Below are 24,284 nucleotides of genomic sequence, written 5' to 3'. Positions count from 1 at the left end.
TCCTAACTAATGATAATTTCATTTAAGCCCCAATAATATGAAAAAGTTAACCAACTTACTGACTGCCTTAATATTGCTATGCGCATCTAACTTCAGTAAAGCAACAACTACAGAAACCCAAACTACCAACAATACCATTCAAAGGGTACGTATTGATTTTGTGACCCCATTGGGCTATACGCGTCATTTATTATTGGCATTTACTGCTAATAATGCAGCTACGGATGGTGTGGACTATGGTTACGATGCTCCAAACATTGAAGTTCTACCAGATGATCTAAACTGGCGAATAGAAGACCAAAATTATGTAATCCAAGGTGTGGGAGCTTTTAATGCCACTAAATCATACCCTTTGGCCATGTTTTTGGATAACTCTGGAGAAATTCAAATCGCTTTAAACAGCCTTGAAAATTTCACCTCCTCCATAAACGTATACATTTATGATTCTGTTTTTGATACCTTCACGCAAATTAACGATGCCAATTACACTAATCAATTGACTAGCGGTGACCATTTAGATAGATATTTTATCACCTTTTCAAATAACATTGATGAAATCACTTTTGTGAATAGCTCCAACGGAACTTTAGGTATCGAAAACAATCAAATAGATCTAGCTAAAATTACTTACTCTAAGTTCTCTAAAGAATTAAAAGTAAAAGCGTCCCAAGGAACCAACTTAAAGAATGTTTCTATTTACAATGTATCGGGACATAGAATTCTTAATAAAACAAGATTAAACAGCAACGAAACCAGCCTTACTTTTTCAAGAGCAGAAAATCAATCCTATGTTGTAGTGATTGAAAGCTCCGAAGGGGTATTCAGTAAAATAATTGCTCTAAATAATCTTTAATTAACAAAGAGCAAACAGTATAGAAAATAAAAAGAGCCACTAACTAGCGGCTCTTTTTTATAATCGTTGTATCCAATCAAACTTAATCTTGATTAGATTCTGTGGAGTTCTCATCTAAATACAACGGCACGCCATCTGCATTTAAGTCGTTAGTTGGATCTCCATCGTTATCCAAATCTTCATGTTTTGTCAAGACATCGTCACCGTCGTCATCTACATCTAAAAAGTTAGGTACCTCATCCTCATCGGTGTCATCATTGTATAGATCCTTATCTCCATCCAAATCTTCCAAATAAGAAGGTACGCCATCGCTATCGTGATCATTTACTTCGGTTTGGTACAATTCAAACTTAAAAATCAAGTTGGAATAAGAAGGAATGTCTGTTTGTGCCGAAGAAAAATACCCCAATCCAGAAGGTAAAAACATTGCTCCAAAACCATAGTTTTCGTAAGTAACCGTTCCATCTCCATTTTCAACAAATGACGTAGAGGCATTGAATTGGGGCAACACTTCTCTCCATCCCGGAATCACGCCAAGCAAGTCAAAATCAGTATCAGCATTTACGGTACTATCAAACACTTCCTCATCCATTGTATTTCCAGAATAGTTTACCAAAACACTGTCCGAAAAATGAGGCATATCCCCTCCTCCTTGGTTCAACCTTAAAATGTAATATTCATATTCCGTTTCCTGATAAGTAGTTGTATGAGTTTCCACAGCGTCAATCAACAAGGTATTGTTTTCAGGGTCTGGCAATTCCAAATAGTTCCCATCATCATCTGTTGGTAATTCAGAAATCACCAAATCAGACAACGTATAATTTCCAGGAGAGGTAAATGTAGAAGCATTGTAATAGTGCGTTTCAAAATACCCCATTAGAGAATCTCTATCTGTCACCTGCTGCTCTACTCTGTCCCTTTCAGCAACGGTAGTACTTCCGTCATCATCCTTATTACAGGACACAAAGCCCAAAATCAATCCAAGTAACAATACGTGGTAGTTCTTTAATTTCATATGCCTTATTTTTTAACCTTAAGTCGTCGCCGCCTTTTAAAGTTGCGTTTTGAAGACCTATTGTGTAGTTAAGTTATTTTCTTTTTCTATGTGCATTCTGTAAGGCAGAACACAACAATATTGCGTAATTTTAAGTGCGCAAGATACAATATTATAATACTTTTGTACAAAAAGATTAACGTAGTTTTTATTATTTTAATATGCGGATTGACAAATATCTTTGGTGTGTGAGATACTATAAAACAAGAAGTATTGCAACGGAAGCTTGCAAAAAGGGACACATAAAAATCAATGAGCAAGTAGCCAAACCAAGCAGGGAAGTTTTTATATCGGATACTATAGATTTACGAAAGGACCAGATCAACTATAAATTAAGAGTGAACGATATCCCTCCCAACCGTGTTGGTGCAAAACTGGTAGACATTTATAGAACCGATTTAACCCCTAAGGAAGAATTTGAAGCCAAGGAACTCTTAAAGTACTCTCAGGATTACTATAGAAAAAAAGGCACTGGACGTCCAACCAAAAAAGACCGCCGGGATTTAGAAGACTACCACGATGAAAATGATGATTGATTTTCCCTTTTTTGAATTTTCTCCTTTATCTTTGACAAAACAACAGAAACCATGACTGCCACAAAAAACACCATATTAACCCATCAAGAAATCCAACATAAAATCCGTCGTATTGCCTATCAAATTTATGAAAGTAATGTTTCGGAAAAAGAGGTCATTTTAGCAGGAATTGATAGCAATGGTTACCTATTAGCTCAAAAACTTAAGGCCACCTTGGATGAAATCTCAGATATTACAACTGTATTGTGCAAAGTGATTATTGACAAAAGACATCCTTTGGAAGCAGTTAAAACTTCTTTAAAAGAAGAAGAATACACCAACAAATCCATTGTATTGGTGGACGATGTTTTAAACTCTGGCAGTACCCTTATCTACGGTGTAAAGCACTTTTTGAATGTTCCATTGAAACAGTTCAAAACTGTGGTGTTGGTAAACAGAAACCATAAAAAATATCCTGTAAAAGCCGATTTCAAAGGCATTTCCCTATCCACTTCTATTAAAGAACATGTAGAAGTGATTTTGGAGGGAGATACTTATGAAGCATTCTTGCAATAAGCAAGATGCTTCAATCTTCTGCTTTCAAAACTTCTTCAACAATTTCATCTATCGACTTTCCATCGGTAAGAATAGTTATTTCACTTTGACTATAAAATGGTGCTCTCTCAAAAAGATGTTTCCCTATAAACTCAATAAGAAGTTCCTTTGAATTCAAATGAGCTATCAATGGGCGCTGTTCCTTTTCTGTAAACAATCGTTCTGCTAAAGTAGGAATGGTAGCCTTTAAATACACACTCTTCATATTAGTAGCCGATAATACCCTTTCCATATTATTACCATAACAAGGTGTTCCCCCTCCCAAGGAAACTACCATCGGCTCATTTTTATCTATTATTTCTTGAAGATACTTGGTTTCTGCCTTTCTAAAATAAATTTCCCCTTTCAATTTGAACAACATTTTTACAGACATTCCCTCCTTTTCTTCAATAAATGCGTCCAAATCCAAGAACTTACAATTTAAAATTTCAGCCAATTTAGCACCAACCGAGGTTTTACCTGAGCCCATGTATCCTATTAAGAATATTTTTTTTATCATGTTATATATTGATTTCTAAAACCATATGTCTATACAGGGCAAAAAAACGAAAAATTATTTTGAAAACGGTTTGGAAAACCAATAAATCATCATATATTTGCACCCGCATTACAAAACGACTAGGTAGCTCAGCTGGTAGAGCATAACACTTTTAATGTTAGGGTCCTGGGTTCGAACCCCAGCCTGGTCACAAGAAAAAAGTTAAGCAGCAATGCTTAACTTTTTTTGTTTCTATTGGTCAGAAAGACAAAACTGCCTATTCGTTTCCTAACAAACTTTCTATCTGCTCTTTAACAGTATCGCTATTCCAATTGGCAGCACCTGTTTTATCAATCACGATAGCGCCATTCTTATCAATTAAAAATGTTCTAGGTATAGTAGATACTTCAAAATTATTTGGAGGCGCCTGAAGTGGTTTATACGCTTTAAAACTATAGTCTTTCTTCTTTAAAAACTCAGTAACCACAGCATCATCTTCGGTGCTTACAAATATAAACAAGACTTCATCTTTGTAGGTTTCATAAAGCGCTTCCAAACTATCCATTTCTGCAATACAGGGAGGACACCAAGTGGCCCAAAAATTTACCAAAACAACTTTGCCTTTACAGGTTTCAAAATTTAATATTTCACCGGTATTATCCTCTAACTTCCAATTATAAGTGCTCAACACCTCCCTATCTTCAACGTCCTGTACCGAAGGTCCAAACAAGGCCAAACCTTTGTTCAACAGCAATTGAATGGGAAATCTAGTTTGTGGCACAAGCAACAATACTAACAATATTAAAAAAACAATATTTTGCTTTTGAGATTTGTTTAATTTCATAATGTAAATATGAGATATTTTGTATTACACAACAATAAAAAAAGCTCCCAAATGAATTAGGAGCTTTTTGATATTTACACAAATACCATTTAAGCCGCATTTTGCTTTTTAATGAGATTAAGTGCCGAACCTTCCTTGTACCAAGTAATTTGCGCCTCATTATAACTATGGTTGGCGATAATGACATCCTTTGAGCCATCGGCATGTACCAATTCTATGCTTAACGGCCTATTTGGAGCAAATTCATTTAAATCCAAAAAGTTGAACGTATCATCTTCCTGCACCAAATCATAATCGTTTTCATTTGCAAATGTTAGAGCCAACATCCCCTGTTTTTTAAGGTTTGTTTCATGGATACGGGCGAAAGACTTCACTAATACAGCTGCCACTCCTAAATGCCTAGGCTCCATAGCGGCATGCTCACGAGAAGAGCCTTCTCCATAGTTATGGTCTCCAACAACTATTGTTTTGATTCCGGCAGCTTTGTATTGGCGCTGTACATCTGGTACGCCTCCATATTCTCCTGTCAATTGATTTTTCACAAAGTTGGTTTGTTGATTATAGGCGTTTACCGCACCTATTAAACAGTTATTGGAAATATTATCTAGGTGCCCTCTAAAACGCAACCAAGGACCAGCCATAGAAATATGATCTGTAGTACATTTACCAAAGGCCTTGATCAACAATTTAGCACCTGTGATTGTGTCTCCTATAGGTGTGAACGGCTCCAATAATTGTAAACGCTCCGAAGTTGGACTTACTGTTACCTCTACGCCACTACCATCTGCAACCGGCTCTACATAACCATTTTCTTTTACTTCAAAACCTTTAGGAGGCAATTCCCATCCTGTAGGCTCATCAAACATCACCTCTTCTCCATTTTCATTAATTAACTTATCCGTCATTGGATTGAAGTCCAAACGACCCGCAATGGCAATCGCAGCCACCATTTCTGGAGATGCTACAAAGGCATGTGTATTTGGATTTCCATCCGCACGCTTTGCAAAATTTCTGTTGAAGGAGTGAATGATACTATTTTTTGGTGCATTTTTAGGGTCGCTATATCTCGCCCATTGCCCAATACATGGTCCACAAGCATTTGTAAATATTTTAGCGTCCAATTTTTCAAAAATGGAAAGGATGCCATCCCTTTCGGCTGTATAACGCACCTGCTCAGACCCTGGGTTGATTCCAAATTCTGCTTTTGTTACCAGACCTTTATCCAAAGCTTGTTGAGCAATAGAAGATGCTCTAGACAAATCCTCATAGGAAGAGTTGGTACAAGACCCTATCAATCCCCATTCTACAGCCAATGGCCATTCGTTAGCTTTTGCCTTTTCGGTCATTTCCTTACCTGCTGTAGTAGACAAATCTGGCGTAAACGGTCCATTTAAAAGTGGTGATAATTCTGAAAGATTGATTTCAATTACTTGATCAAAGTACTGTTCTGGGTTTGCATAAACTTCAGCATCAGCCGTCAAGTATTCTTTGATTTCATTGGCGGCATCGGCAACATCAGCTCTTTCTGTAGCACGCAAATAACGCTCCATAGATTCATCATACCCAAATGTAGAGGTGGTTGCTCCAATCTCCGCTCCCATATTACAAATGGTCCCCTTTCCTGTACATGACATAGCGGTTGCTCCAGGGCCAAAATATTCCACAATGGCTCCGGTACCACCTTTTACCGTTAGGATTTCTGCAACTTTAAGAATCACATCCTTTGGCGCCGTCCAGCCCGATAATTTTCCTGTTAACTTAACCCCGATCAATTTAGGAAATTTAAGCTCCCAAGCCATACCTGCCATCACGTCTACTGCATCGGCTCCTCCTACTCCAATGGCGACCATTCCCAATCCTCCTGCGTTCACAGTATGGGAATCCGTACCAATCATCATTCCTCCGGGAAAGGCGTAATTTTCCAATACCACCTGATGAATAATTCCAGCTCCGGGTTCCCAAAACCCGATACCATATTTATTGGATACAGAAGCCAAAAAGTCAAATACTTCCTTGCTAGTTTTATTGGCTTGCTTTAAATCTTGCTTGGCTCCCTGCTTTGCTTGAATCAAGTGATCGCAGTGTACGGTTGTAGGCACGGCAACTTTTGGTTTTCCTGCTTGCATAAACTGCAATAAGGCCATTTGAGCGGTTGCATCCTGACAGGCGATTCTATCCGGTGCAAAATCCACATAATCCTTTCCTCTAATAAAAGCTTTTTCAGGAGTTCCATCCCATAAATGGGAGTATAAAATCTTTTCGGAAAGCGTCAATGGTTTACCCACAACCTTGCGTGCCATATCAACGCGCTCCGCCATTTTCGAGTAAACATCCTTTATCATTTCTATATCAAATGCCATAAAATTTCTTGTTGTTTATTGAATACTTTTTTAGTGTCTACAATATACAAAATAAGTCCCCGAATGAAAAACCTAAATACCAGTGCTTTGCGGAACAAAATGCTAAAAATAAAGGCATAAAAAAAGTCCGAGTATTAAGCTCGGACTTTTCATATATATAAAATCTATGATGATTATAAAACCAATTGCTTTTGAGATGGTGCAAATCTAGTCAATACAATTCCCTCAACAGCTGCTTCGTACTCTTCCATAGTAGGAGTTCTACCCAAAATTGTAGACAATACTACTACTGGAGTGGAAGACAATAAAGATTCTCCTTTTTTCTCTCCAGAATCTTTTACAACTCTTCCTTGGAATAAACGTGTAGATGTTGCCATTACTGTATCACCTGGCTCTGCCTTTTCTTGGTTACCCATACACAGGTTACAACCTGGACGCTCCAAGTATAACATGTTTTCGTACTTGGTACGTGCTAAACCTTTTGGTGCATTGTCGTCAAACTCAAATCCTGAGTACTTTTGTAATACTTCCCAATCTCCTTCAGCTTTCAACTCGTCAACAATGTTGTAAGTTGGAGGCGCCACTACTAACGGAGCCTTAAACTCAACTTTTCCTTGTTGCGCTTCAATGTTCTTCAACATTTGAGCTAAAATCTTCATATCTCCTTTGTGAACCATACAAGATCCAACAAATCCTAAATCAACTTTCTTAGTTCCTCCATAGAAAGATAACGGTCTGATGGTATCGTGTGTATAACGCTTAGAAACATCTTCATTATTTACATCTGGATCGGCAATCATTGGCTCAGCAATTTCATCCAAGTCAATCTCTACCTCTGCATAGTACTTAGCATTAGCATCTGGTCTAAGAGCAGGCTTAATTCCTGTTTTAACTTCTACAATTCTTGCATTTGCCTTGTCTACCAAACCTTGAAGTACTTGCTGTTCGTTATCCATACCTTTATCGATCATGATTTGGATACGGTCTCTAGCAATTTCTAAAGATTCGATTAAAGTTTCATCTTCCGAAATACAGATAGAAGCCTTAGCTTTCATCTCTGCAGTCCAATCGGTAAATGTAAAGGCCTGATCAGAAGTCAATGTTCCAATGTGAACTTCAATTACACGTCCTTGGAATACGTTTTCACCTCCAAACTGTTTCAGCATTTGCTGTTGTGTAGCATGAACCACATCACGGAAATCCATGAAACTTCTCATGTTTCCTTTGAAGGTTACTTTTACAGATTGTGGAATTGGCATAGTCGCTTCACCTGTTGCCAAAGCCAATGCTACAGTACCTGAATCGGCACCAAAAGCAACTCCTTTAGACATACGTGTGTGTGAATCTCCTCCAATAATAATATCCCAATCACTTACTGTAATATCGTTTAACACCTTATGAATTACATCGGTCATTGCGTGGTATTCACCTTTAGGATCACGCCCTGTAATTAATCCGAAGTCATTCATAAACTTCATCAACTTAGGAATGTTCGCTTTAGATTTATCATCCCATACAGAAGCCGTGTGACATCCAGATTGGTAAGCTCCATCAACAATTGGAGAAATGGTCGTTGCCGCCATCGCCTCTAACTCTTGAGACGTCATTAATCCAGTAGTATCCTGAGACCCTACAATGTTTACTTCAACACGAACATCAGAACCAGCGTGTAATGTTTTACCTGGTGTAGTTCCAACAGCATTTTTGTTGAAGATTTTCTCAACGGCTGTCAATCCTTGTCCTTCAATAGAAATTTCTTTTGAAGTAGCATATACTTGAGGAATTTCAATTCCTAATACTTTGGCAGCAAATGTTTGTAATTTTTTACCAAATACCACAGCATAAGAACCACCTGCCTTGATGAACTCTACTTTTTGTGGTGTTAAAGACGCAGAAATATCAATTAATTCCTGATCTCCATTGTATAATTTTTTCTCTTTAGTATTGATGGTAAGCACTGATCCTGTTTCCACAGAATAGGCTTGCTCTAAAACTGGATCTCCGTTTGCGTCTACAACCGTATTTCCTTCAGCATCCTTTTGCTTTACCCAGTTTTTAAGATCAATACCAATACCACCTGTTACTCCAACAGTTGTTAAGAAAATTGGAGAAATTCCGTTGGTTCCTGCAATTACCGGTGCAATATTGATAAATGGTACATATGGGCTAGATTCAATACCGGTCCACAAGGCCACGTTGTTAACACCAGACATTCTTGAAGACCCAACTCCCATAGTTCCTTTTTCAGCAATAAGCATTACGCGCTTATCTGGGTGTTGTGCTTTCAATTCAGTCAATGCTTTTTGCATGTCTTTGTTATGCTCAAAGATAGACTGGCCGTGCAACTCACGGTCTGAACGTGAATGTGCATCGGCACCAGGAGACAATAAATCTGTAGAAATATCTCCAACACCAGCAATAAAGGTTACTACTTTAATCTCTTCATCCACCTCAGGAAGTTGTGTAAAGAATTCAGCTTTAGCATAGCTTTCTATCAATTCTTTAGCTATAGTATTTCCAGCTTTAAAAGCTGCTTCCAAACGAGCTGTATCAGCATCGTATAAAAACACCTGAGTTTTTAACACTTTAGCAGCTTCTGCAGCAATTGCGGTATCCTCTCCTAAAGCCAAATCCAAAAGCACTTCAATAGAAGGCCCTCCTTTCATGTGAGACAATTGCTCAAACGCAAACGCTGGTGAAATTTCTTCAACAACAGACTCACCAAGAATAATTTCTTTTAAAAACTTAGCTTTAACTCCAGCAGCACTTGTAGTTCCTGGAAGCGTATTGTAAATAAAGAAATTCAGAGAATCTTCGCGATTTTCGTTATTCAAATCCTTAATTTGTTCAATAATCTCGCTTAACAAATCAGCTCCGTCAATAGGCTTTGGGTGAAGCCCCTGAGCTTTTCGTTGTTCGATCTCCTTGATGTAATCGTTGTATAAATTCATATTATTAGTATTATGATTTAATTGGCCTATTTTGCGATTTAAATTTCATCTGCCGAAAGTAGATTTTCTTGTTAAATCAAAGCCGTTTATAACATATTTTTTTCTTTAGCCTCGCAAAAGTAAAGAATTAATACAAAGTTTTAAAAATAAAATATTGAATACAATATCCAACCATACGAAATCGATATAATACGATAATTAATTCGTATGATTTTTGAGGTCCATCCGTTGAAAAAACAGTAATTTTCCTAATTTATCTATTCAACAGAGATTTCAATTTTGGCCGGTCTCTTAAATCCATTATTGGTTTTTCAAAATAGGTATACAAGAGGTGACTCAAATAAAGGGAGAGGCTCCAATACACCAATAAAACTATCATCTTCAACATTATAGAAAATTCACTCATATCTATAAAATGCTGGATAGTTAACAATACTATAGAATAATTGGTTAAATAGAGTGCATATGACAAAACGCTCAGTTTTGTAATCACTCTTTTTAGAGAGCCCTTACTTTTTATTTGTATGACAAATGGGAAACAGAGTACTAAAGCAATGGCCACGAAGGGCAAATAAAATACATTAAAAAACAGAGGTGCATTTTCCGGACTTAACGCTGCATAAAAAATAATAGCATGCATTCCAAAAAACAAAAGCATTCCTACAACGAAAATATGGCCTCTAAAATTCTGCCATATGACTTTGAAGTATGTGGCTATATACACTGCCAAAAAACCATAATAAATAGCATCAATTCTATAGACAACCACTTTTCGCAATGCTCTACTCCACTCCTGTCCAGATTCAAGAATATTATTGACGTGAAAATAATATCTGGAAATTATGATTCCTATTATAATTAGTACCGTAATAAAAAGAAACAGCAAATGTTTAGGAACTCGTTTTACCAAGACAATGCTAAAATATAAAAGTAATGGCCCTATTACATAAGCAAATTCCTCTATTGATAAACTCCACGATTCTGTAAAAAAATCTTCTTGTGGAGAGGCAAAATTTTGCAAGAACAAAAAATAGCAGCCGACACCCTTTATAATTTCACCATAAAAAATATAGACCAAAAATATATTTATAATTAAAATGAAATAATAATTGGGTAAGGTCCTAAACCAACGTCTTATCCAGAAATAAACAAAATCTTTAAAATTTGTTTTATTTGAGTTTATTTGTTGTAGAATAATACCTCCAATTAAAAACCCACTCAAAACAAAAAACAAGTCTACGCCTATAGTCCCAAAAAATCTAATGGCAGTAAGTAAGGTATTTTCTTGATTAGGATAGAGTAATAATGATGAATGCGATATTAAAACCAATAAAATAGCTACTGCCCGTATAGCATCCAAGCCAAAAATTCTATGCTTATTAGTTTCATTCACAAACTAGATCGCATACTACATTTTTAAAACAAACTCTCTATAATTCGTTCGTCTGTGATGCCTTCGGCTTCTGCTTTGTAGTTTTTGATGATACGGTGTCTTAGGATACCATTGGCAACGGCCTGAACATTTTCAATGTCTGGAGAAAATTTTCCTTGGATGGCAGCATGTGTCTTGGCCGCCAAAATAAGATTTTGGGATGCTCTTGGACCTGCTCCCCAATCCACAAACTCTTTCACCAACTCTGAAGCAGTTGATTCGTTTGGCCTAGTTTTAGACACCATTCCTACAGCATATTCAATCACATTGTCCGCTACAGGAATTCGACGAATAACACTTTGGAATTTGATGATTTCCTCGGCAGTAAACAAAGCATTGACTTGAGGTTTGTTGTCTGAAGTGGTAGCCTTTACAACCTCTACTTCTTCCTTAAAAGAAGGGTACTTTAAGTTAATGGCAAACATAAAACGGTCCAATTGGGCTTCTGGCAAAGGATATGTTCCTTCTTGTTCAATTGGGTTTTGAGTTGCCAACACAAAATAAGGCAGGCTCAATTTGTAGTGGTGTCCTGCAACCGTAACTGCACGCTCTTGCATTGCCTCTAAAAGCGCTGCTTGGGTTTTAGGCGGTGTTCTGTTGATTTCGTCTGCCAAGATAATATTGGCAAAAATTGGCCCCTTGATAAATTTGAAATGGCGATTTTCATCTAAAATCTCACTTCCTAAAATATCACTAGGCATTAAGTCTGGTGTAAACTGTATACGTTTGAAATCTAAACCTAAGGCTTGTGCAATGGTATTTACCATCAAGGTTTTTGCCAATCCTGGCACTCCCACCAACAGGGAATGACCTCCCGAGAAAATGGAAATCAAAATTTGATTTACCACTTCATCTTGACCAACAATTACTTTTGCAACTTCACTCTTTAAGGCTTTGTATTTTTTTACAAACTGTTCTACAGCTGCTACGTCAGACATATTATTTTTCTTTTTTTAACCAATTACTGTTAAACTCGCAATCTCTATATTCACCATTAATTTTGATATAAGTTTCCTGAATTTTCTCTTCAGTCCACTTATCAATGGCTTCATATTGCTTTTGTTGTTCTGCTAGGTTTTTAATTTTCAAATAATCTCTGGCAAAATCTGCTTCATGTTCATCTATTCTATCTGTTACCGTCAAGATTTTAAATTTAATACGATTTACACGATCCTCATCCTGTAGCACCAAACTCACTTCTCCATCTTTCAAATTTTGAATTTGAGAATATAGTTCTGGATCCATTTTTGTTAACTCAAAATTATGATCCTGTGTTCTTGGGTTGATCAATTGTCCTCCGTCTTGCTTGGTTTCCTTCTCATCACTGAATTCTCTTGCGGCATCTGCAAAGGACACTTCACCATCTACAATGCGTTTTCTTACAAGCTCTATTTCATCCTTAGCTTTCTTAATAGATTCTTCAGTTATCTCTGGACGCAGTAAAATATGTCTTACCTCATAAATCTGTCCTCTAATTTTTTCTAGATAAATGATATGGTATCCAAACTCTGTTTCGAAAGGTTCTGAAATTTCACCTTCTTGTAATGAAAAGGCAACTTCTCTAAACTCCTTTACCATTTGAGGATGCTTTTTATTCAATTCGTATTTCCCTCCATTCTTTCTAGAGGCAACATCGTCTGAATAAAACACAGCTTTGGTTGTAAAACTTGCTCCATTTTCAATAACGTCGGCTTTAAATTCCTTCAGTCTGTTGATTACCTTTTGCTTTTCTTCTTCAGAAACTTCTGGAATCACTACAATCTGGGCTACCTTTAGCTCCGTACCAAATATCGGACGCTCATCTTTAGGAATCCCATTAAAGTACTCACGTACTTCTTCTGGAGTTACCTCAATATCCGCAACAATCTTGTTTTGCATCTCAAATGCCAATTTTCCATTTTTGTTGATGATGAACATTTCTTCCCTTAAACTCTGCTCGCTGTCTTTATTGTAGAATTTTAACAGTTCATCCATAGACCCGTTGGTCTGCTCCAAAAACGCACTAATTTGCTGCTCGATGTTGGAACGAATTTCCAATTCATTCACCGTGATACTATCCTGAATGGCGTGATGTGTGTACAGCTTATCCTCCAACAATTTCCCAAACAACTGGCATCTAGTAATGTCTGCCGTAGATACCCCTCTGGCCTGCAACTGAACAAACTCCTTATCGATATCTGAATCTAAAACTACGAAATCTCCTACTACAGCAACCACACCATCCACTTTTTTACGTGCGCTGGGGTCTATGGTTAGCTCCTTTTTTTCTACTTCAGGTTCTTCTATGATTTCCTGTGCATTGCCAGCCCCGTATGACATAAGCGCCAAAGCGGCCAGCATAAATTTCATATTAATTGAAGATTTCAAATTGTTTGTTTTTAATAGCATCTTTGGTAATATCTTTTTCCAGCTGTTTAATGAGTTCCAATTTCCTTTTGTTCATTACAATTTGATTAATGGTTGGCTTGACGTATTCCAAGGGTGCATAATCATTTTGCAAAAGGACATCATTTATTTGCATCAAATATAGGTCTAATGAATCTTTGAGCTGTAAAAAATTAGATTTTTTTAACAGTTCTTTTTTATTCTCAGCGGATAACACCGGAACCTTGTTGATGACTTGGGAAACTTTAACCCAAACAGAATCGTTTAGCGTGTAGGACTTAAATTGAATAGAAATAGAGTCCAAATAACGCTTATCCTCATCAGTGTAACGTTTAAAGCGTTTCTCGATATCGTCCTTATTGATAGCGTTTTGCGCAATTTTAATGTAACGCAACTTCAACAACTCTTCATTAAGCTTAAAGGTTTCCTTGTTGAGATCGTAAACGTTTTGTGCCTCTTCTGAAGTTACTGTAGTGTCAATATTTCTTTTCACCAAGGCATCCAAATAGGCTTTGGTAAAAAGATCTTTTTTGTACTGAGATACCAACTTGTTAAAATCCTGTTGCATTTTCTCAGGAAGGTTGGTTTGTGCCCCATCTACCAACAGCAACTGCGTTGCCCATCTGTTGATAAACCCATTTACCAAAAGCGTACTGTCCTCTGATGGCGTGCCTTCTGCCACCAAGCCTTCTAAATCCTCTTTGTAAAGGTAAGATTCATTGACCCGGGCAATAGGAATCCTGTCGTCTGCTTTTTTAAACATATCGCAAGAGAAGACTGCAAGCAGCAACAGCAGTATGATGATACTGTATTTATTCAATTAATTCAGAATTTGAGATTTCACTTTAGCCAACACTTCTTGATCTATTTCAACATTGTAACGCTCATGCAAAGTGTTCAACCAGTTTTCTTCGATATAATTTTGATAATCACTCACCACACTTCCTCTTGCCTCTTCAAAAGTTTTAGGACCTTTGGGATACACTTCCTCTACAAGAGCTACATGATAGGAATCGTTGAATTTGTAAATCGAAGACACGCCTTTTTTGAATTCAAAATCCTCAGGAAGTGCTTGATGGGTTGTATCCATGATTCCTTTTGTAAAAATAACCTTTTGCTCGCTCTCAGTATTCAATTTAGCACTGATTTCTTCAACCGACTTATGCTCTTCCAATAAATCCTCTACTTTGGAAATGTCTCTTTTCTTAGCCGCCGAAGCAACCACCGCATCTGCCCTAACCGGCCAAACATAATCTGCTTTATGCGATTCGTAATAGTTTTTCAACCCAACAGTATCTTTTGATGCTGTATTCCAAACTTCCTTTTCCATTAGGTCAAACAACAACAAACCATCTCTATATTCTCCTAAAATAAAGGCAAATTCCTCATCTTCAAACTCCAAGTTACGCTCACGGTAGTCAATAAGTTTGGCTTCCAAAAAGGCCGCGTACTCAGCTGCAACAACTTCGGCTTTGGTCAATTGCTTTCCAAAGTATTTTCTTTGAGAAGATACTAAATAATCCCCAAACTCTCCATAAGTATAGTCTTGTTTCCCAATGGTGATAAAGGTTTTGTCCTTAGTGGAATCTGCTGGCAAAGCCCAACTGTTTTGGAAATATTCGGCATTGATCAATCCTTCAAAATATGTCAAAGCCTCTTGGTTGTCCTTAACATTATAGCGTTGCTTTAAATTATTGGTGAGCGCCGTATTGATTATAGCCGAACGTGAATCACGTTTTACACGCTGCTCCAATTCCAACTTAATGGTATCAAACTCCGGATTTCCTTTTTTGTCGATCAGTTTCACAATATGCCATCCAAACTCGGTTTTGAAAGGCTCTGAAATCTGTCCGTTTTCAGTCAATCCAAATGCCACTTCTTCAAATTCCGAAGAACTCAATTGCCCTCCTTTGAATGACGGCAGCAACCCTCCTTTAGCAGCTGAACTTTTATCGTCGGAAAACTGTTTTGCCACAGCCTCAAAGGACTCACCTTGCATGATTTTTTTGTAAAGCTCATTGATACGCACTTCCGGATCTAATGAATCATCCTTTTGAACTTTAGACACCATAATGTGCTCTACAGTTACCTCTCCACGAGAAGGACGCTTGTCCTCAACCATCACAATGTGGTAACCAAAACGTGTTCTGAACGGCATGGAAATATCACCAACTTTAGTATTGTAAGCAACCGTTTCAAAATTATAAACCATTTTGAAAGCTGAAAAATACCCCAACTCTTCAGCGTAGGTTTCATGTCCTTTGTAACTGATTTCCCTTGAACCAGGTGCCTTGTATTTTGTGTTCAATTCGTTGAAAACCGTTTCAAAACCTTCTTTCAACGCTCTTTCGCGCAAGGCCAACAAATCGTTGTAAACCTTCAAGGTATCACGCTCGGCTTCCTCTACACGAAATAAAATATGCGAAGCCTTAATGTCATAAGACATACGCTCGTAAGCCTCCTTTACCAAAGCATCGGTTACCTTATTATCCGTAAGGAAATTTTTGGTCAACTGTTTTTTGTAATTACCAAACTCCCTTTTATACTGGGCGTTGTCATCAAGCCCCAAACGCTTGGCTTCCTTGATTTTCAATTGATAGTTCACAAAAAGTTTTAAATATTCATCTACATCCTTTTGCGATTCGTCCTTTACCAAATCAAGGTTTTTATTATAAACCCTAATAAATTCCGAAGCCTTTACAGGATCTCCATCAACAGTAAACAATACATCATCACTTGTGGTTTGCGCACTTACAAACCCCGATACAAATAAAGAAAGGACTAAAAACTTTAGTTTTAATTTCATAGTTAAAATCAATTGGTCAATTGCAGCAAAAATAACATATTTAGCATATTTAGCAAGCTGCTTTTATGAAACGACCATATTCTGCTATTCGTATAAAAATGCTTTCTCTACTCTTGTTAAAATTTCTCCATTTTCAGTTGAAAACCAGAAAAACAAATCGATTTTCAAAATATCATAGTATATTTAATTCTTAAATAAATTGCTAACAATGAAGTACTCCACAAAAATTACCGTGGCCTTACCGTTGAATGAATTTCTGCATAAATTCAACAACACCGAGAACATGAAGCATTGGCAAAAAGGCCTTATTGCTGCCGAACATATTTCGGGCACCCCAGGAGAACTTGGTTCCAAAATGAAGTTGATTTACAAATTGGGCAATCGGGTGATGGAACTTATTGAAACCATAACGCATGCCAATTTACCCTACGAGCTGCATGCTACCTATACTACCCACGGCTTGCACAACATACAGGAAAACTATTTTAATCAAACCGAAGAAGGCCATACCATTTGGACTTCGGATAACGAATTTGTGCCCTTAAGCTTTACCATGAAATTAATGACCAAATTTATGCCCAGTGCTTTTAAGAAACAATCGTTGCAATACATGGTAGATTTTAAGAACTTTGCCGAAAAAGGAACTTCTGTAGCCAATGCGTAAATTAAAATTAATCTGGGACTTCCGTGGGCCAGCCGCCCTAAAGACTGCCCAACACCATGAAATCCATTTAAAAGAGTATATTCGCATGCAAAATCTGGATATCGAGATTACGGGTGTTGAAACCTTATCTGATATGCATTCCATCGCTTTTTTGGTGGTGGACGAGTCCCAAATGAAACCTATACGAGATGCACTTAAACCCCACCGAGGCCAAGTGTACCAAAATCAATAATTACCAAAACATGAAATATCCCCTTATTCTTCTATTTGCCATAGCTTTGTCATACCTTAACTGTGCTAGCGAAAAAGAACCTGCCAAAACTAAAACTTTTGTAGAAGAACCTCATTCCTTTGCCATCCCCAACAAGGCCTACATCAACCAATTAGATTTAGACATTGAGGTAGACTTCGATTCCGAAACCATAAAAGGATCGGCTACATATGACATCACCAACAACAATGCGTCTGAAATTGTTTTGGACAGTAAGTTTTTGGATATTAAAAGTGTGGAAGCTGATGGTAAAGAAACTACATTCCATTTAGGTGATTTTGATGAATTTCTGGGGCAAGCACTTCATATAGATATTAAGAACGATACGAAAGCCATCAAAGTGTTCTATGAAACCACAGAACGCACCGAGGCACTTCAATGGTTGGATCCACAACAGACGGCAGATAAAACCCACCCGTTCCTGTTCACACAAGGTCAAGCTATTTTAACCCGTACTTGGATTCCTATTCAAGATAGTCCGCAAATACGCATCACTTACAACGCTACGGTAAAAGTTCCTTCTGAGCTTATGGCGGTGATGAGTGCCGAAAACCCAAAAGAAAAAAACCCAGAGGGATTGTATCATTTTCAAATGAAACAACCAATCTCTCCTTACCTGATAGCGCTTTCAGTTGGAAATTTAGAATACAGAGCCATTAGCAACCGTACAGGTGTATATGCCGAAACCTCAATGATTGATAAGGTTCAAAATGAATTTTCCGAAATGGACAACATGCTCAAAGCTGCCGAAGCTCTTTATGGTACTTATGCCTGGGAACAATTCGACGTCATTGTATTACCACCTAGTTTCCCTTTTGGAGGTATGGAAAACCCACGACTTACCTTTGCTACGCCTACCCTAATTGCGGGAGACAAAAGTTTAACTTCAGTAATTGCCCATGAATTGGCGCACTCTTGGTCCGGTAATTTGGTAACCAACTCCACTTGGAATGATTTCTGGTTGAATGAAGGCTTTACTGTCTATTTTGAAATCAGAATTATGGAAGCTCTTTACGGGAAAGAACGTGCCGATATGTTGGCCTTGATTGGCCGTCAGGATTTAGAGGATGAAATTGAAGATTTGAAAGACACTCCAGAAAGCACACAATTAAAATTGGACTTAAAAAACGAGAATCCAGACGATGGTATGAATAGCATTGCATACGATAAAGGTTACCTGTTTTTAAGAACCTTGGAAGAAACTGTTGGTCGCGATAAGTTTGATGTGTTTTTGAAGAGCTATTTTACTACCAATGCTTTTAGCACTTTGACTACTGAAGATTTTGTAAATTATCTGAACACACAGCTGCTACAACCAAATAACATTACATTCAACACAAAAGACTGGATTTATAAGCCTGGAATTCCTTCCAATGCGGCAGTAATTTCTTCAGATAAATTTGATACTGCAGAACGCTCCTTGGAACAATTTCTAAAATTGAATGAAGTAGATACTGCCTTGACCAACAATTGGACCACACAGGAATGGGTGCATTTCATCCGTAATTTCCCAGAAACCATCACGCCAGAACAAATGGCACTTTTAGACAACGCCTTTGACTTTACCAATTCTGGCAACTCCCATGTTGCTATGGTTTGGTTTGAACAATCCATCATTCACGATTACAGAGGTAATGATGTCGATAAAAATATTGCGTCATTTTTAACCCAGGTAGGTCGTAGATGGTATGTAGAAACCTTGTTTAAAGCCTATAAAAAAGCTGACAAAGTTGAAGAAGCTTTATTCATTTACAAAGAAACACGTGGCAATTACCACTCAGTTACGGCTGGCACTATAGATTTGTTGTTGAATTATACACAAGAAAGCACGACATCACAGGTTGAATAGGTATGAGGAATTTCATTTTAAACCAAAACTTTACATTCTCTTAACATTGAAATTAAAAGCTTCCTAGCTTTAAATAGTAAATTTACAGTTCAAGTTAACCAACATGAGGCTGTTAGCCATTCTAGCAGCCAAATACCGATTAACGACAAACTATATGAAACTGCAACATACCGAGGATTTCTTAAGGAAATTCGACTACGACTACCTCCGTCAGGATAATCAATTGATTGTAAAAATGGAACCTTCCCAACAAGTCTCCATAAATTTTTCCAATCCACAACAACCGGTTATTACCAATGAACTTACAAGATGGAATTTTTTGACCGGTATTTTCAACATGCGAATTAAAAACGCTGTCCTGCTCAATTTTGCATTAGGGGTGATTTTAAGTTTACTATTAGCCACCCAAAATTTAGAGACAGGAATTTCCGTGTTTTTGATTTATACCATTTGGATTTCATTTTGGGCAGCACACTACCTTTCTAAATCCAAGACTTTAAAAGAAAACTTGGCTCATTGGAATAACTAACTGGTTTATTCCATAAACCAGTATTTTGCTTTTTTCCTACTATTGTAAGAAATGCATTTCGTCGATGATTTTTGAGTCAACTTGTTATTCCTCGCCTTTTTAACTCATTACATCAAATATAAATCTTCAGAATTACAAAAATCAATTCATTTGTTTGTAAAATCCTAACAAACAATGGTGTTTGCTAGTAACCTTAACTAAATGAATCATGAAAAACATGCCCAAAATCAACCAGTTCTTAGGGTGCTGTATGTTGGTTTCTATCCTAATGTTTTCCTGCCAATCTGAAGAATTACAGGACAACCAAATCCCTGAAAACCCACAATCCTTAAGTTTAGAAAAGCTAAGTCCCGTAAAGAACACTACCATGAGCACTTCTGCCATGCGTGAAGCCTACGTAGACTGCGAAACGACTTGTATTGTTGCCGGTAGCGGCAATTACTTTGTAATGGCAGACTCTGACTTTTATGAGAACGGCAACGGCAATGGATATAAAAGAAAAGAGATAAGTTATGAAGCCTATAATACCGAAACACAATTTATAATTGATGTTTATTATCAGTACACTGGAAATGCAAATTTTGATTCCTCAATAGAAATTGAAATAACTGATGTTACTATTAACGAAGAACCACAAGTAGTCAATATTTCTCCAATAATTCAAGATAATCTGGAAGGTGGAGAAATTGTATCTCTGATATACAATTTACCAATGGATTGGGAAGCTTGTGATAAAATATCATTTAGTGTTAAACAAGAAGGTCTTTCTGATGATCTTACATTAGATGCTACCTATTCTTTAATAGGCATCTGCCCTTGCGAGGAAAGCTTTAGCTATGAAGCTACAAGCGAGAACAGTTACATATTTACCTATTCCAACGTTGAGGCTATGGAAAATGCAGTTGTTCAATTTACTTGTCCTCACATTACAAGTTTTGAACCCTTAGATGGCAAAGAATATTCGGTTAATCCTGGAAATGGCCAAGGATCCCCAACGGTTTTAACTTGGGTTGGCGATTTAGGGGCCTGTGCAGAAACTACATTCGCCATTAAATTTTATGCCGATTGTGATCAAAACAATGCTAATTTTGCCAACATTTTCACAGACTTTAAAGTGAATGGAGATTCCAAAAAAGGAGATGTTTCCAACATAAAATTTGATTGTGCCGAATAAACATTAGCACAAACTAAACCTTTAAAAGCCCTATGCATTAAGTATGGGGCTTTTTTAATTCCCAAAATTCATTTATACAATTTAATTCCGTAATTTTAAAAGACATACGTATTCACTCCCAAACCACAAAATTTAAACTTCATGAATGATTTTGTTACCAATTGGACCAAAGACGAATTAAAGGCATACATCATGATTTTTTGTTCCCATGCCGATTTCAACGAATCCAAAGCTGAAAAAACATACATAAAATCAAAAATAAAGGATTTAGACCTTCAGCAGATCCATCGTGAATTTGACAAGGACAACGACTATCAAAGTATTCAGAAAATTAGATCCTCACTTTCTTCCCTTAATTACAATCCAGAAGAGCTGGAAACCTTAATAACAGAAATCAAAGAACTTTTTATGGTCGATGGCCATATTGACACCTTGGAACACAATCTGCTATTAGGATTAAAACACATTCTAAAAGATCCATAAATCGCAACTTTTTCAGCAAAACAGCTTACTATACGCACCTTAAACCATAAAATATTTGCATTTTGAAAAAAGAGCTTTTCAATGTTATTTTTATGTTATCAAATCTTCTGTAGTTTGGCCGTAGCCAATATCTTTGTAGGTACATTCAGATCATCCATTAATCATGTCCAATAAAAAAACCGTCATCATTGTTGGAGGTGGCTTTGCTGGTTTAGAACTTATCAACCAACTAGGCAACTCCAACTATAATGTAATTTTGGTAGACACCAACAATTACAATTTCTTTCCACCTCTACTCTATCAAGTTGCTGCTGGGTTTATGGAACCTTCAGCTATTAGTTATCCTTTCAGGAAAATATTGCGCTCAAAGCCTAACGTTAAGTTTAGATTGGGTTCCTTGGAAAAAGTTGTCCCGAAGGAAAACAAAATAATTGTTAGCAACGGTGAGCTTTACTATGATATTTTAGTGATGGCCACTGGAGCCGAAACCAATTTCTTTGGCAATAAAAACATTGAAGAATACAGTTTGCCAATGAAAACCATTAGCGACGCCTTAGCCTTGCGAAATGTGATCTTCACCCGATTGGAACGCGCCACACGTCTTGAAAAAAGAGAAGACCGAAAAAAATTGCTATCCTTTGTCATAGCAGGTGCAGGTCCTACTGGAGTGGAACTTTCCGGAATTTTTGCTGAAATGCGCGCCCACATCCTTACAAAGGATTATCCAGAATTGAGTATGGACGATTTAGGTGAAATTTATTTAATTGACGGACAAGATGCCGTATTGGCCGTGATGTCTGAAAAGACCCAAAAATACACCTATAAAAAGCTAGAAGAACTTGGCGTAACTATCAAACTGAATACTTTAGTAAAGGACTTTAAGGATGATATTGTTTCATTATCAGACGGCACAGAAATACATAGTAGAAATCTTATTTGGGCGGCTGGAATTTCAGCTAAAACCTTTGATGGTTTTACACCAGAAAACTATGGCCCTGGAAGACGTTTAAAAACCAATGCCTTCAATTTGGTGGATGGTTATGACAATATCTATGCGATTGGCGATTCTGCCTTGGTTTTAGGAGATCCCAACTATCCAAAAGGACATCCGCAATTGGCCCAAACAGCCATTCAACAAGCAAAAAACCTAGGCAAAAATTTATGTGCAACTAGCGAATGGAAACCATTCACCTATAAAGACCTAGGCTCAATGGCCATTATTGGACGTAATAAAGCCGTTACGGATGGTCCTGACCAAAAGTTTTTCTTTAAAGGATTTTTGGCTTGGTGTATATGGATTTTCGTGCACATCATGTCTTTGGTAAACTTTAGAAACAGAATGCGTGCCCTTTACGATTGGATTGGATATTACATCAATAAAGACCAATCCTTCCGAATGATTATCAAACCAAAAAAATAGTTCTGTAAACTATATAAACAGAAAAAGCGCGATGAAATCCATCGCGCTTTTTGTTTTATTTAATTGCTCTTACTATCTAGAATAGTTAGGAGCTTCTTTTGTAATTGTTACATCGTGAGGGTGGCTCTCATTGATTCCTGAAGCTGTGATTTTCACAAACTGTCCTTTTTCCTTTAAGGTCTCGATGTCCTTAGCTCCACAATATCCCATCCCTGCACGTAAACCTCCAATAAATTGGTGGATACTCTCTACCAATTCACCTTTGTAAGGTACACGTCCTACGATACCTTCTGGAACCAATTTTTTGATATCATCTTCCACATCTTGGAAATAGCGATCTTTACTACCTTCTTTCATAGCTTCAACAGATCCCATTCCTCTGTAAGACTTGAACTTTCTTCCTTCGTAAATAATGGTTTCACCTGGAGATTCCTTAGTTCCTGCCAATAAAGATCCTAGCATTACACTATCAGCACCTGCAGCAATCGCCTTAGGAATATCTCCTGTGTAACGGATACCTCCATCAGCAATTACAGGAACTCCTGAACCTTTAATGGCTGCAGCAACTTCCAATACAGCAGAGAACTGTGGGAAACCAACTCCTGCAACTACACGCGTAGTACAGATAGAACCAGGTCCAATTCCAACTTTCACGGCATCCGCTCCTGCTTCTACCAAATATTTAGCAGCTTCTCCAGTTGCAATATTTCCAACAACCACTTCCAACTGAGGGAACTTTTTCTTTACTTCTTTCAATACCGCTACCACACCTTTGGTATGACCATGGGCAGTATCAATAATTACCGCATCAACACCGGCATTTACCAAAGCTTCCGCTCTTTCAACTGCATCGCCAGTGACACCAATAGCAGCTGCCACACGCAAACGACCGTATTCGTCTTTGTTGGCATTTGGTTTTTGGGTTAGCTTAGTGATGTCTCTAAAGGTAATCAACCCAGCCAATTTATAATTGTCATCTACAATAAGTAGCTTTTCAATTTTATGTTGTTGTAAAATGATTTCAGCATCTTTTAGAGAAGTCCCCACTCCTGCAGTCACCAAGTTTTCACTGGTCATTACCTCAGAAATAGGACGGCTGTTTTTGTGTTCAAAACGCAAGTCTCTATTGGTCACAATCCCCTTTAAGGTACCGCTTTCATCCACGATTGGAATTCCTCCAATGCTGTGTTCCTTCATATATTGCTTTGCATCTGCAACTTTAGCCGTCAACGGAAGCGTTACAGGATCGATAATCATCCCGTTTTCTGCACGCTTTACACGTTTTACTTTAGCAGCTTGTTGCGCGATAGTCATGTTTTTGTGCAAAACACCAATACCCCCTTCACGTGCCATGGCAATAGCCATTTTACTTTCGGTTACCGTATCCATAGCAGCGGATACAATAGGTACATTAAGAGTAATGTTTTTGGTAAATTTTGTTTGAATGCTAACTTCTCTAGGTAAGACTTCAGAAAAGGCTGGGACTAGAAGAACGTCGTCGTAAGTTAATCCTTCTCCCACAATTTTATTTTGATGTGCTATCATGATGCAATTACGGTTATAATTGCGTGCAAATATACGATTTTTAATGACATTAAACT

General features: G+C 37.5%; 21 protein-coding genes and 1 tRNA gene. 11 read left to right on the top strand and 11 right to left on the bottom strand.

The genetic code is table 11. The features are described 5' to 3' along the window. The first annotated feature begins 37 nt into the window (after window positions 1-37). Entirely contained in the window at window positions 38-853 is an 816-nt protein-coding gene (locus AC6I5C_RS06630) for a DUF8693 domain-containing protein (RefSeq protein WP_497904476.1), read from the top strand. Window positions 854-935: 82 nt separating this feature from the next. On the opposite strand, the gene AC6I5C_RS06625 is transcribed toward AC6I5C_RS06630, so the two are convergent. Continuing rightward, window positions 936-1,868 carry an FKBP-type peptidyl-prolyl cis-trans isomerase gene (locus AC6I5C_RS06625; RefSeq protein ID WP_497904475.1) on the bottom strand — a complete coding sequence of 311 codons (933 nt, stop codon included), beginning with the start codon at window positions 1,866-1,868 and terminating at the stop codon, window positions 936-938. 200 nt (window positions 1,869-2,068) lie between these two features. Here AC6I5C_RS06625 and AC6I5C_RS06620 point away from each other — a divergent pair, with 200 nt between their 5' ends. Continuing rightward, the gene (locus AC6I5C_RS06620) at window positions 2,069-2,443 is read left to right on the top strand and encodes an RNA-binding S4 domain-containing protein (protein ID WP_053978388.1); all 375 of its coding nucleotides are present in this window, start codon (window positions 2,069-2,071) and stop codon (window positions 2,441-2,443) included. 51 nt (window positions 2,444-2,494) lie between these two features. After that, window positions 2,495-2,998 (top strand): phosphoribosyltransferase domain-containing protein, encoded by a 504-nt coding sequence (locus AC6I5C_RS06615; protein ID WP_497904474.1) that lies wholly within the window; start codon window positions 2,495-2,497, stop codon window positions 2,996-2,998. A gap of 10 nt (window positions 2,999-3,008) precedes the next feature. Here the strand turns inward: AC6I5C_RS06615 and AC6I5C_RS06610 are convergent, their stop codons facing one another. After that, the gene (locus AC6I5C_RS06610; RefSeq protein WP_497904473.1) at window positions 3,009-3,536 is read right to left on the bottom strand and encodes a shikimate kinase; all 528 of its coding nucleotides are present in this window, start codon (window positions 3,534-3,536) and stop codon (window positions 3,009-3,011) included. A 117-nt stretch (window positions 3,537-3,653) separates the two neighbouring features. On the opposite strand from AC6I5C_RS06610, the gene AC6I5C_RS06605 reads away from it, so the two are divergent. After that, window positions 3,654-3,726, top strand: a tRNA-Lys gene (locus AC6I5C_RS06605). A 66-nt stretch (window positions 3,727-3,792) separates the two neighbouring features. Here the strand turns inward: AC6I5C_RS06605 and AC6I5C_RS06600 are convergent. From AC6I5C_RS06600 to AC6I5C_RS06565, 8 genes are all read right to left on the bottom strand, one after another. Then, complete coding sequence (locus tag AC6I5C_RS06600) at window positions 3,793-4,359, bottom strand: TlpA family protein disulfide reductase (RefSeq protein ID WP_497904472.1); 567 nt, start codon at window positions 4,357-4,359, stop codon at window positions 3,793-3,795. Between the two features lie 89 nt (window positions 4,360-4,448). After that, entirely contained in the window at window positions 4,449-6,719 is a 2,271-nt protein-coding gene (locus AC6I5C_RS06595; RefSeq protein WP_497904471.1) for an aconitate hydratase, read from the bottom strand. A gap of 173 nt (window positions 6,720-6,892) precedes the next feature. After that, a complete protein-coding gene (locus AC6I5C_RS06590; RefSeq protein ID WP_497904470.1) occupies window positions 6,893-9,670 on the bottom strand; it encodes a bifunctional aconitate hydratase 2/2-methylisocitrate dehydratase in 2,778 nt (925 codons plus the stop codon). 253 nt (window positions 9,671-9,923) lie between these two features. Then, window positions 9,924-11,063, bottom strand: coding sequence for an acyltransferase family protein (locus AC6I5C_RS06585; RefSeq protein WP_497904469.1), 1,140 nt, complete (start codon window positions 11,061-11,063; stop codon window positions 9,924-9,926). Between the two features lie 23 nt (window positions 11,064-11,086). Continuing rightward, window positions 11,087-12,040: an AAA family ATPase gene (locus AC6I5C_RS06580; protein ID WP_497904468.1), complete on the bottom strand. Its 954-nt coding sequence runs from the start codon at window positions 12,038-12,040 to the stop codon at window positions 11,087-11,089. Window position 12,041: 1 nt separating this feature from the next. Further along, window positions 12,042-13,451 (bottom strand): peptidylprolyl isomerase, encoded by a 1,410-nt coding sequence (locus tag AC6I5C_RS06575; protein WP_497904467.1) that lies wholly within the window; start codon window positions 13,449-13,451, stop codon window positions 12,042-12,044. A 1-nt stretch (window position 13,452) separates the two neighbouring features. Next, the gene (locus tag AC6I5C_RS06570) at window positions 13,453-14,307 is read right to left on the bottom strand and encodes a peptidyl-prolyl cis-trans isomerase (protein WP_497904466.1); all 855 of its coding nucleotides are present in this window, start codon (window positions 14,305-14,307) and stop codon (window positions 13,453-13,455) included. Further along, window positions 14,308-16,293 (bottom strand): peptidylprolyl isomerase, encoded by a 1,986-nt coding sequence (locus AC6I5C_RS06565; RefSeq protein WP_497904465.1) that lies wholly within the window; start codon window positions 16,291-16,293, stop codon window positions 14,308-14,310. It abuts the gene before it with no gap. 208 nt (window positions 16,294-16,501) lie between these two features. Between AC6I5C_RS06565 and AC6I5C_RS06560 the strand changes: the two genes are divergently transcribed. The 7 genes from AC6I5C_RS06560 (at window position 16,502) to AC6I5C_RS06530 (ending at window position 22,683) form a co-directional block, all read left to right on the top strand. Further along, the gene (locus AC6I5C_RS06560; RefSeq protein ID WP_053978378.1) at window positions 16,502-16,957 is read left to right on the top strand and encodes an SRPBCC family protein; all 456 of its coding nucleotides are present in this window, start codon (window positions 16,502-16,504) and stop codon (window positions 16,955-16,957) included. Then, window positions 16,950-17,189, top strand: coding sequence for a hypothetical protein (locus tag AC6I5C_RS06555; RefSeq protein ID WP_497904464.1), 240 nt, complete (start codon window positions 16,950-16,952; stop codon window positions 17,187-17,189). Before AC6I5C_RS06560 ends, AC6I5C_RS06555 begins: the two co-directional genes overlap by 8 nt. A gap of 10 nt (window positions 17,190-17,199) precedes the next feature. Further along, window positions 17,200-19,077, top strand: coding sequence for a M1 family metallopeptidase (locus tag AC6I5C_RS06550; RefSeq protein ID WP_497904463.1), 1,878 nt, complete (start codon window positions 17,200-17,202; stop codon window positions 19,075-19,077). A 154-nt stretch (window positions 19,078-19,231) separates the two neighbouring features. Beyond that, entirely contained in the window at window positions 19,232-19,606 is a 375-nt protein-coding gene (locus AC6I5C_RS06545) for a hypothetical protein (RefSeq protein WP_497904462.1), read from the top strand. Window positions 19,607-19,814: 208 nt separating this feature from the next. Beyond that, window positions 19,815-20,780 (top strand): hypothetical protein, encoded by a 966-nt coding sequence (locus AC6I5C_RS06540; protein WP_497904461.1) that lies wholly within the window; start codon window positions 19,815-19,817, stop codon window positions 20,778-20,780. 141 nt (window positions 20,781-20,921) lie between these two features. Continuing rightward, complete coding sequence (locus AC6I5C_RS06535) at window positions 20,922-21,263, top strand: hypothetical protein (RefSeq protein WP_497904460.1); 342 nt, start codon at window positions 20,922-20,924, stop codon at window positions 21,261-21,263. A gap of 163 nt (window positions 21,264-21,426) precedes the next feature. Then, complete coding sequence (locus tag AC6I5C_RS06530; RefSeq protein WP_497904459.1) at window positions 21,427-22,683, top strand: NAD(P)/FAD-dependent oxidoreductase; 1,257 nt, start codon at window positions 21,427-21,429, stop codon at window positions 22,681-22,683. A gap of 72 nt (window positions 22,684-22,755) precedes the next feature. Here the strand turns inward: AC6I5C_RS06530 and guaB are convergent, their stop codons facing one another. Beyond that, the gene (gene guaB / locus AC6I5C_RS06525) at window positions 22,756-24,228 is read right to left on the bottom strand and encodes an IMP dehydrogenase (protein ID WP_053978372.1); all 1,473 of its coding nucleotides are present in this window, start codon (window positions 24,226-24,228) and stop codon (window positions 22,756-22,758) included. Window positions 24,229-24,284: the final 56 nt, after the last annotated feature.

It is taken from the genome of Mangrovimonas sp. sgz306409 (assembly GCF_059735265.1).
The sequence above is the reverse complement of the archived record's forward strand: the minus strand, read 5'-3'. Positions and strand labels throughout refer to the sequence as shown.

Coding starts and splice junctions, on each gene's coding strand:
- AC6I5C_RS06630 (WP_497904476.1), top strand. CDS start 38: ATGAAAAAGTTAACCAACTTACTGACTGCCTTAATATTGCTATGCGCA.
- AC6I5C_RS06625 (WP_497904475.1), bottom strand. CDS start 1,868: ATGAAATTAAAGAACTACCACGTATTGTTACTTGGATTGATTTTGGGC.
- AC6I5C_RS06620 (WP_053978388.1), top strand. CDS start 2,069: ATGCGGATTGACAAATATCTTTGGTGTGTGAGATACTATAAAACAAGA.
- AC6I5C_RS06615 (WP_497904474.1), top strand. CDS start 2,495: ATGACTGCCACAAAAAACACCATATTAACCCATCAAGAAATCCAACAT.
- AC6I5C_RS06610 (WP_497904473.1), bottom strand. CDS start 3,536: ATGATAAAAAAAATATTCTTAATAGGATACATGGGCTCAGGTAAAACC.
- AC6I5C_RS06600 (WP_497904472.1), bottom strand. CDS start 4,359: ATGAAATTAAACAAATCTCAAAAGCAAAATATTGTTTTTTTAATATTG.
- AC6I5C_RS06595 (WP_497904471.1), bottom strand. CDS start 6,719: ATGGCATTTGATATAGAAATGATAAAGGATGTTTACTCGAAAATGGCG.
- AC6I5C_RS06590 (WP_497904470.1), bottom strand. CDS start 9,670: ATGAATTTATACAACGATTACATCAAGGAGATCGAACAACGAAAAGCT.
- AC6I5C_RS06580 (WP_497904468.1), bottom strand. CDS start 12,040: ATGTCTGACGTAGCAGCTGTAGAACAGTTTGTAAAAAAATACAAAGCC.
- AC6I5C_RS06575 (WP_497904467.1), bottom strand. CDS start 13,451: ATGAAATTTATGCTGGCCGCTTTGGCGCTTATGTCATACGGGGCTGGC.
- AC6I5C_RS06565 (WP_497904465.1), bottom strand. CDS start 16,293: ATGAAATTAAAACTAAAGTTTTTAGTCCTTTCTTTATTTGTATCGGGG.
- AC6I5C_RS06560 (WP_053978378.1), top strand. CDS start 16,502: ATGAAGTACTCCACAAAAATTACCGTGGCCTTACCGTTGAATGAATTT.
- AC6I5C_RS06555 (WP_497904464.1), top strand. CDS start 16,950: ATGCGTAAATTAAAATTAATCTGGGACTTCCGTGGGCCAGCCGCCCTA.
- AC6I5C_RS06550 (WP_497904463.1), top strand. CDS start 17,200: ATGAAATATCCCCTTATTCTTCTATTTGCCATAGCTTTGTCATACCTT.
- AC6I5C_RS06545 (WP_497904462.1), top strand. CDS start 19,232: ATGAAACTGCAACATACCGAGGATTTCTTAAGGAAATTCGACTACGAC.
- AC6I5C_RS06540 (WP_497904461.1), top strand. CDS start 19,815: ATGAAAAACATGCCCAAAATCAACCAGTTCTTAGGGTGCTGTATGTTG.
- AC6I5C_RS06535 (WP_497904460.1), top strand. CDS start 20,922: ATGAATGATTTTGTTACCAATTGGACCAAAGACGAATTAAAGGCATAC.
- AC6I5C_RS06530 (WP_497904459.1), top strand. CDS start 21,427: ATGTCCAATAAAAAAACCGTCATCATTGTTGGAGGTGGCTTTGCTGGT.
- guaB (WP_053978372.1), bottom strand. CDS start 24,228: ATGATAGCACATCAAAATAAAATTGTGGGAGAAGGATTAACTTACGAC.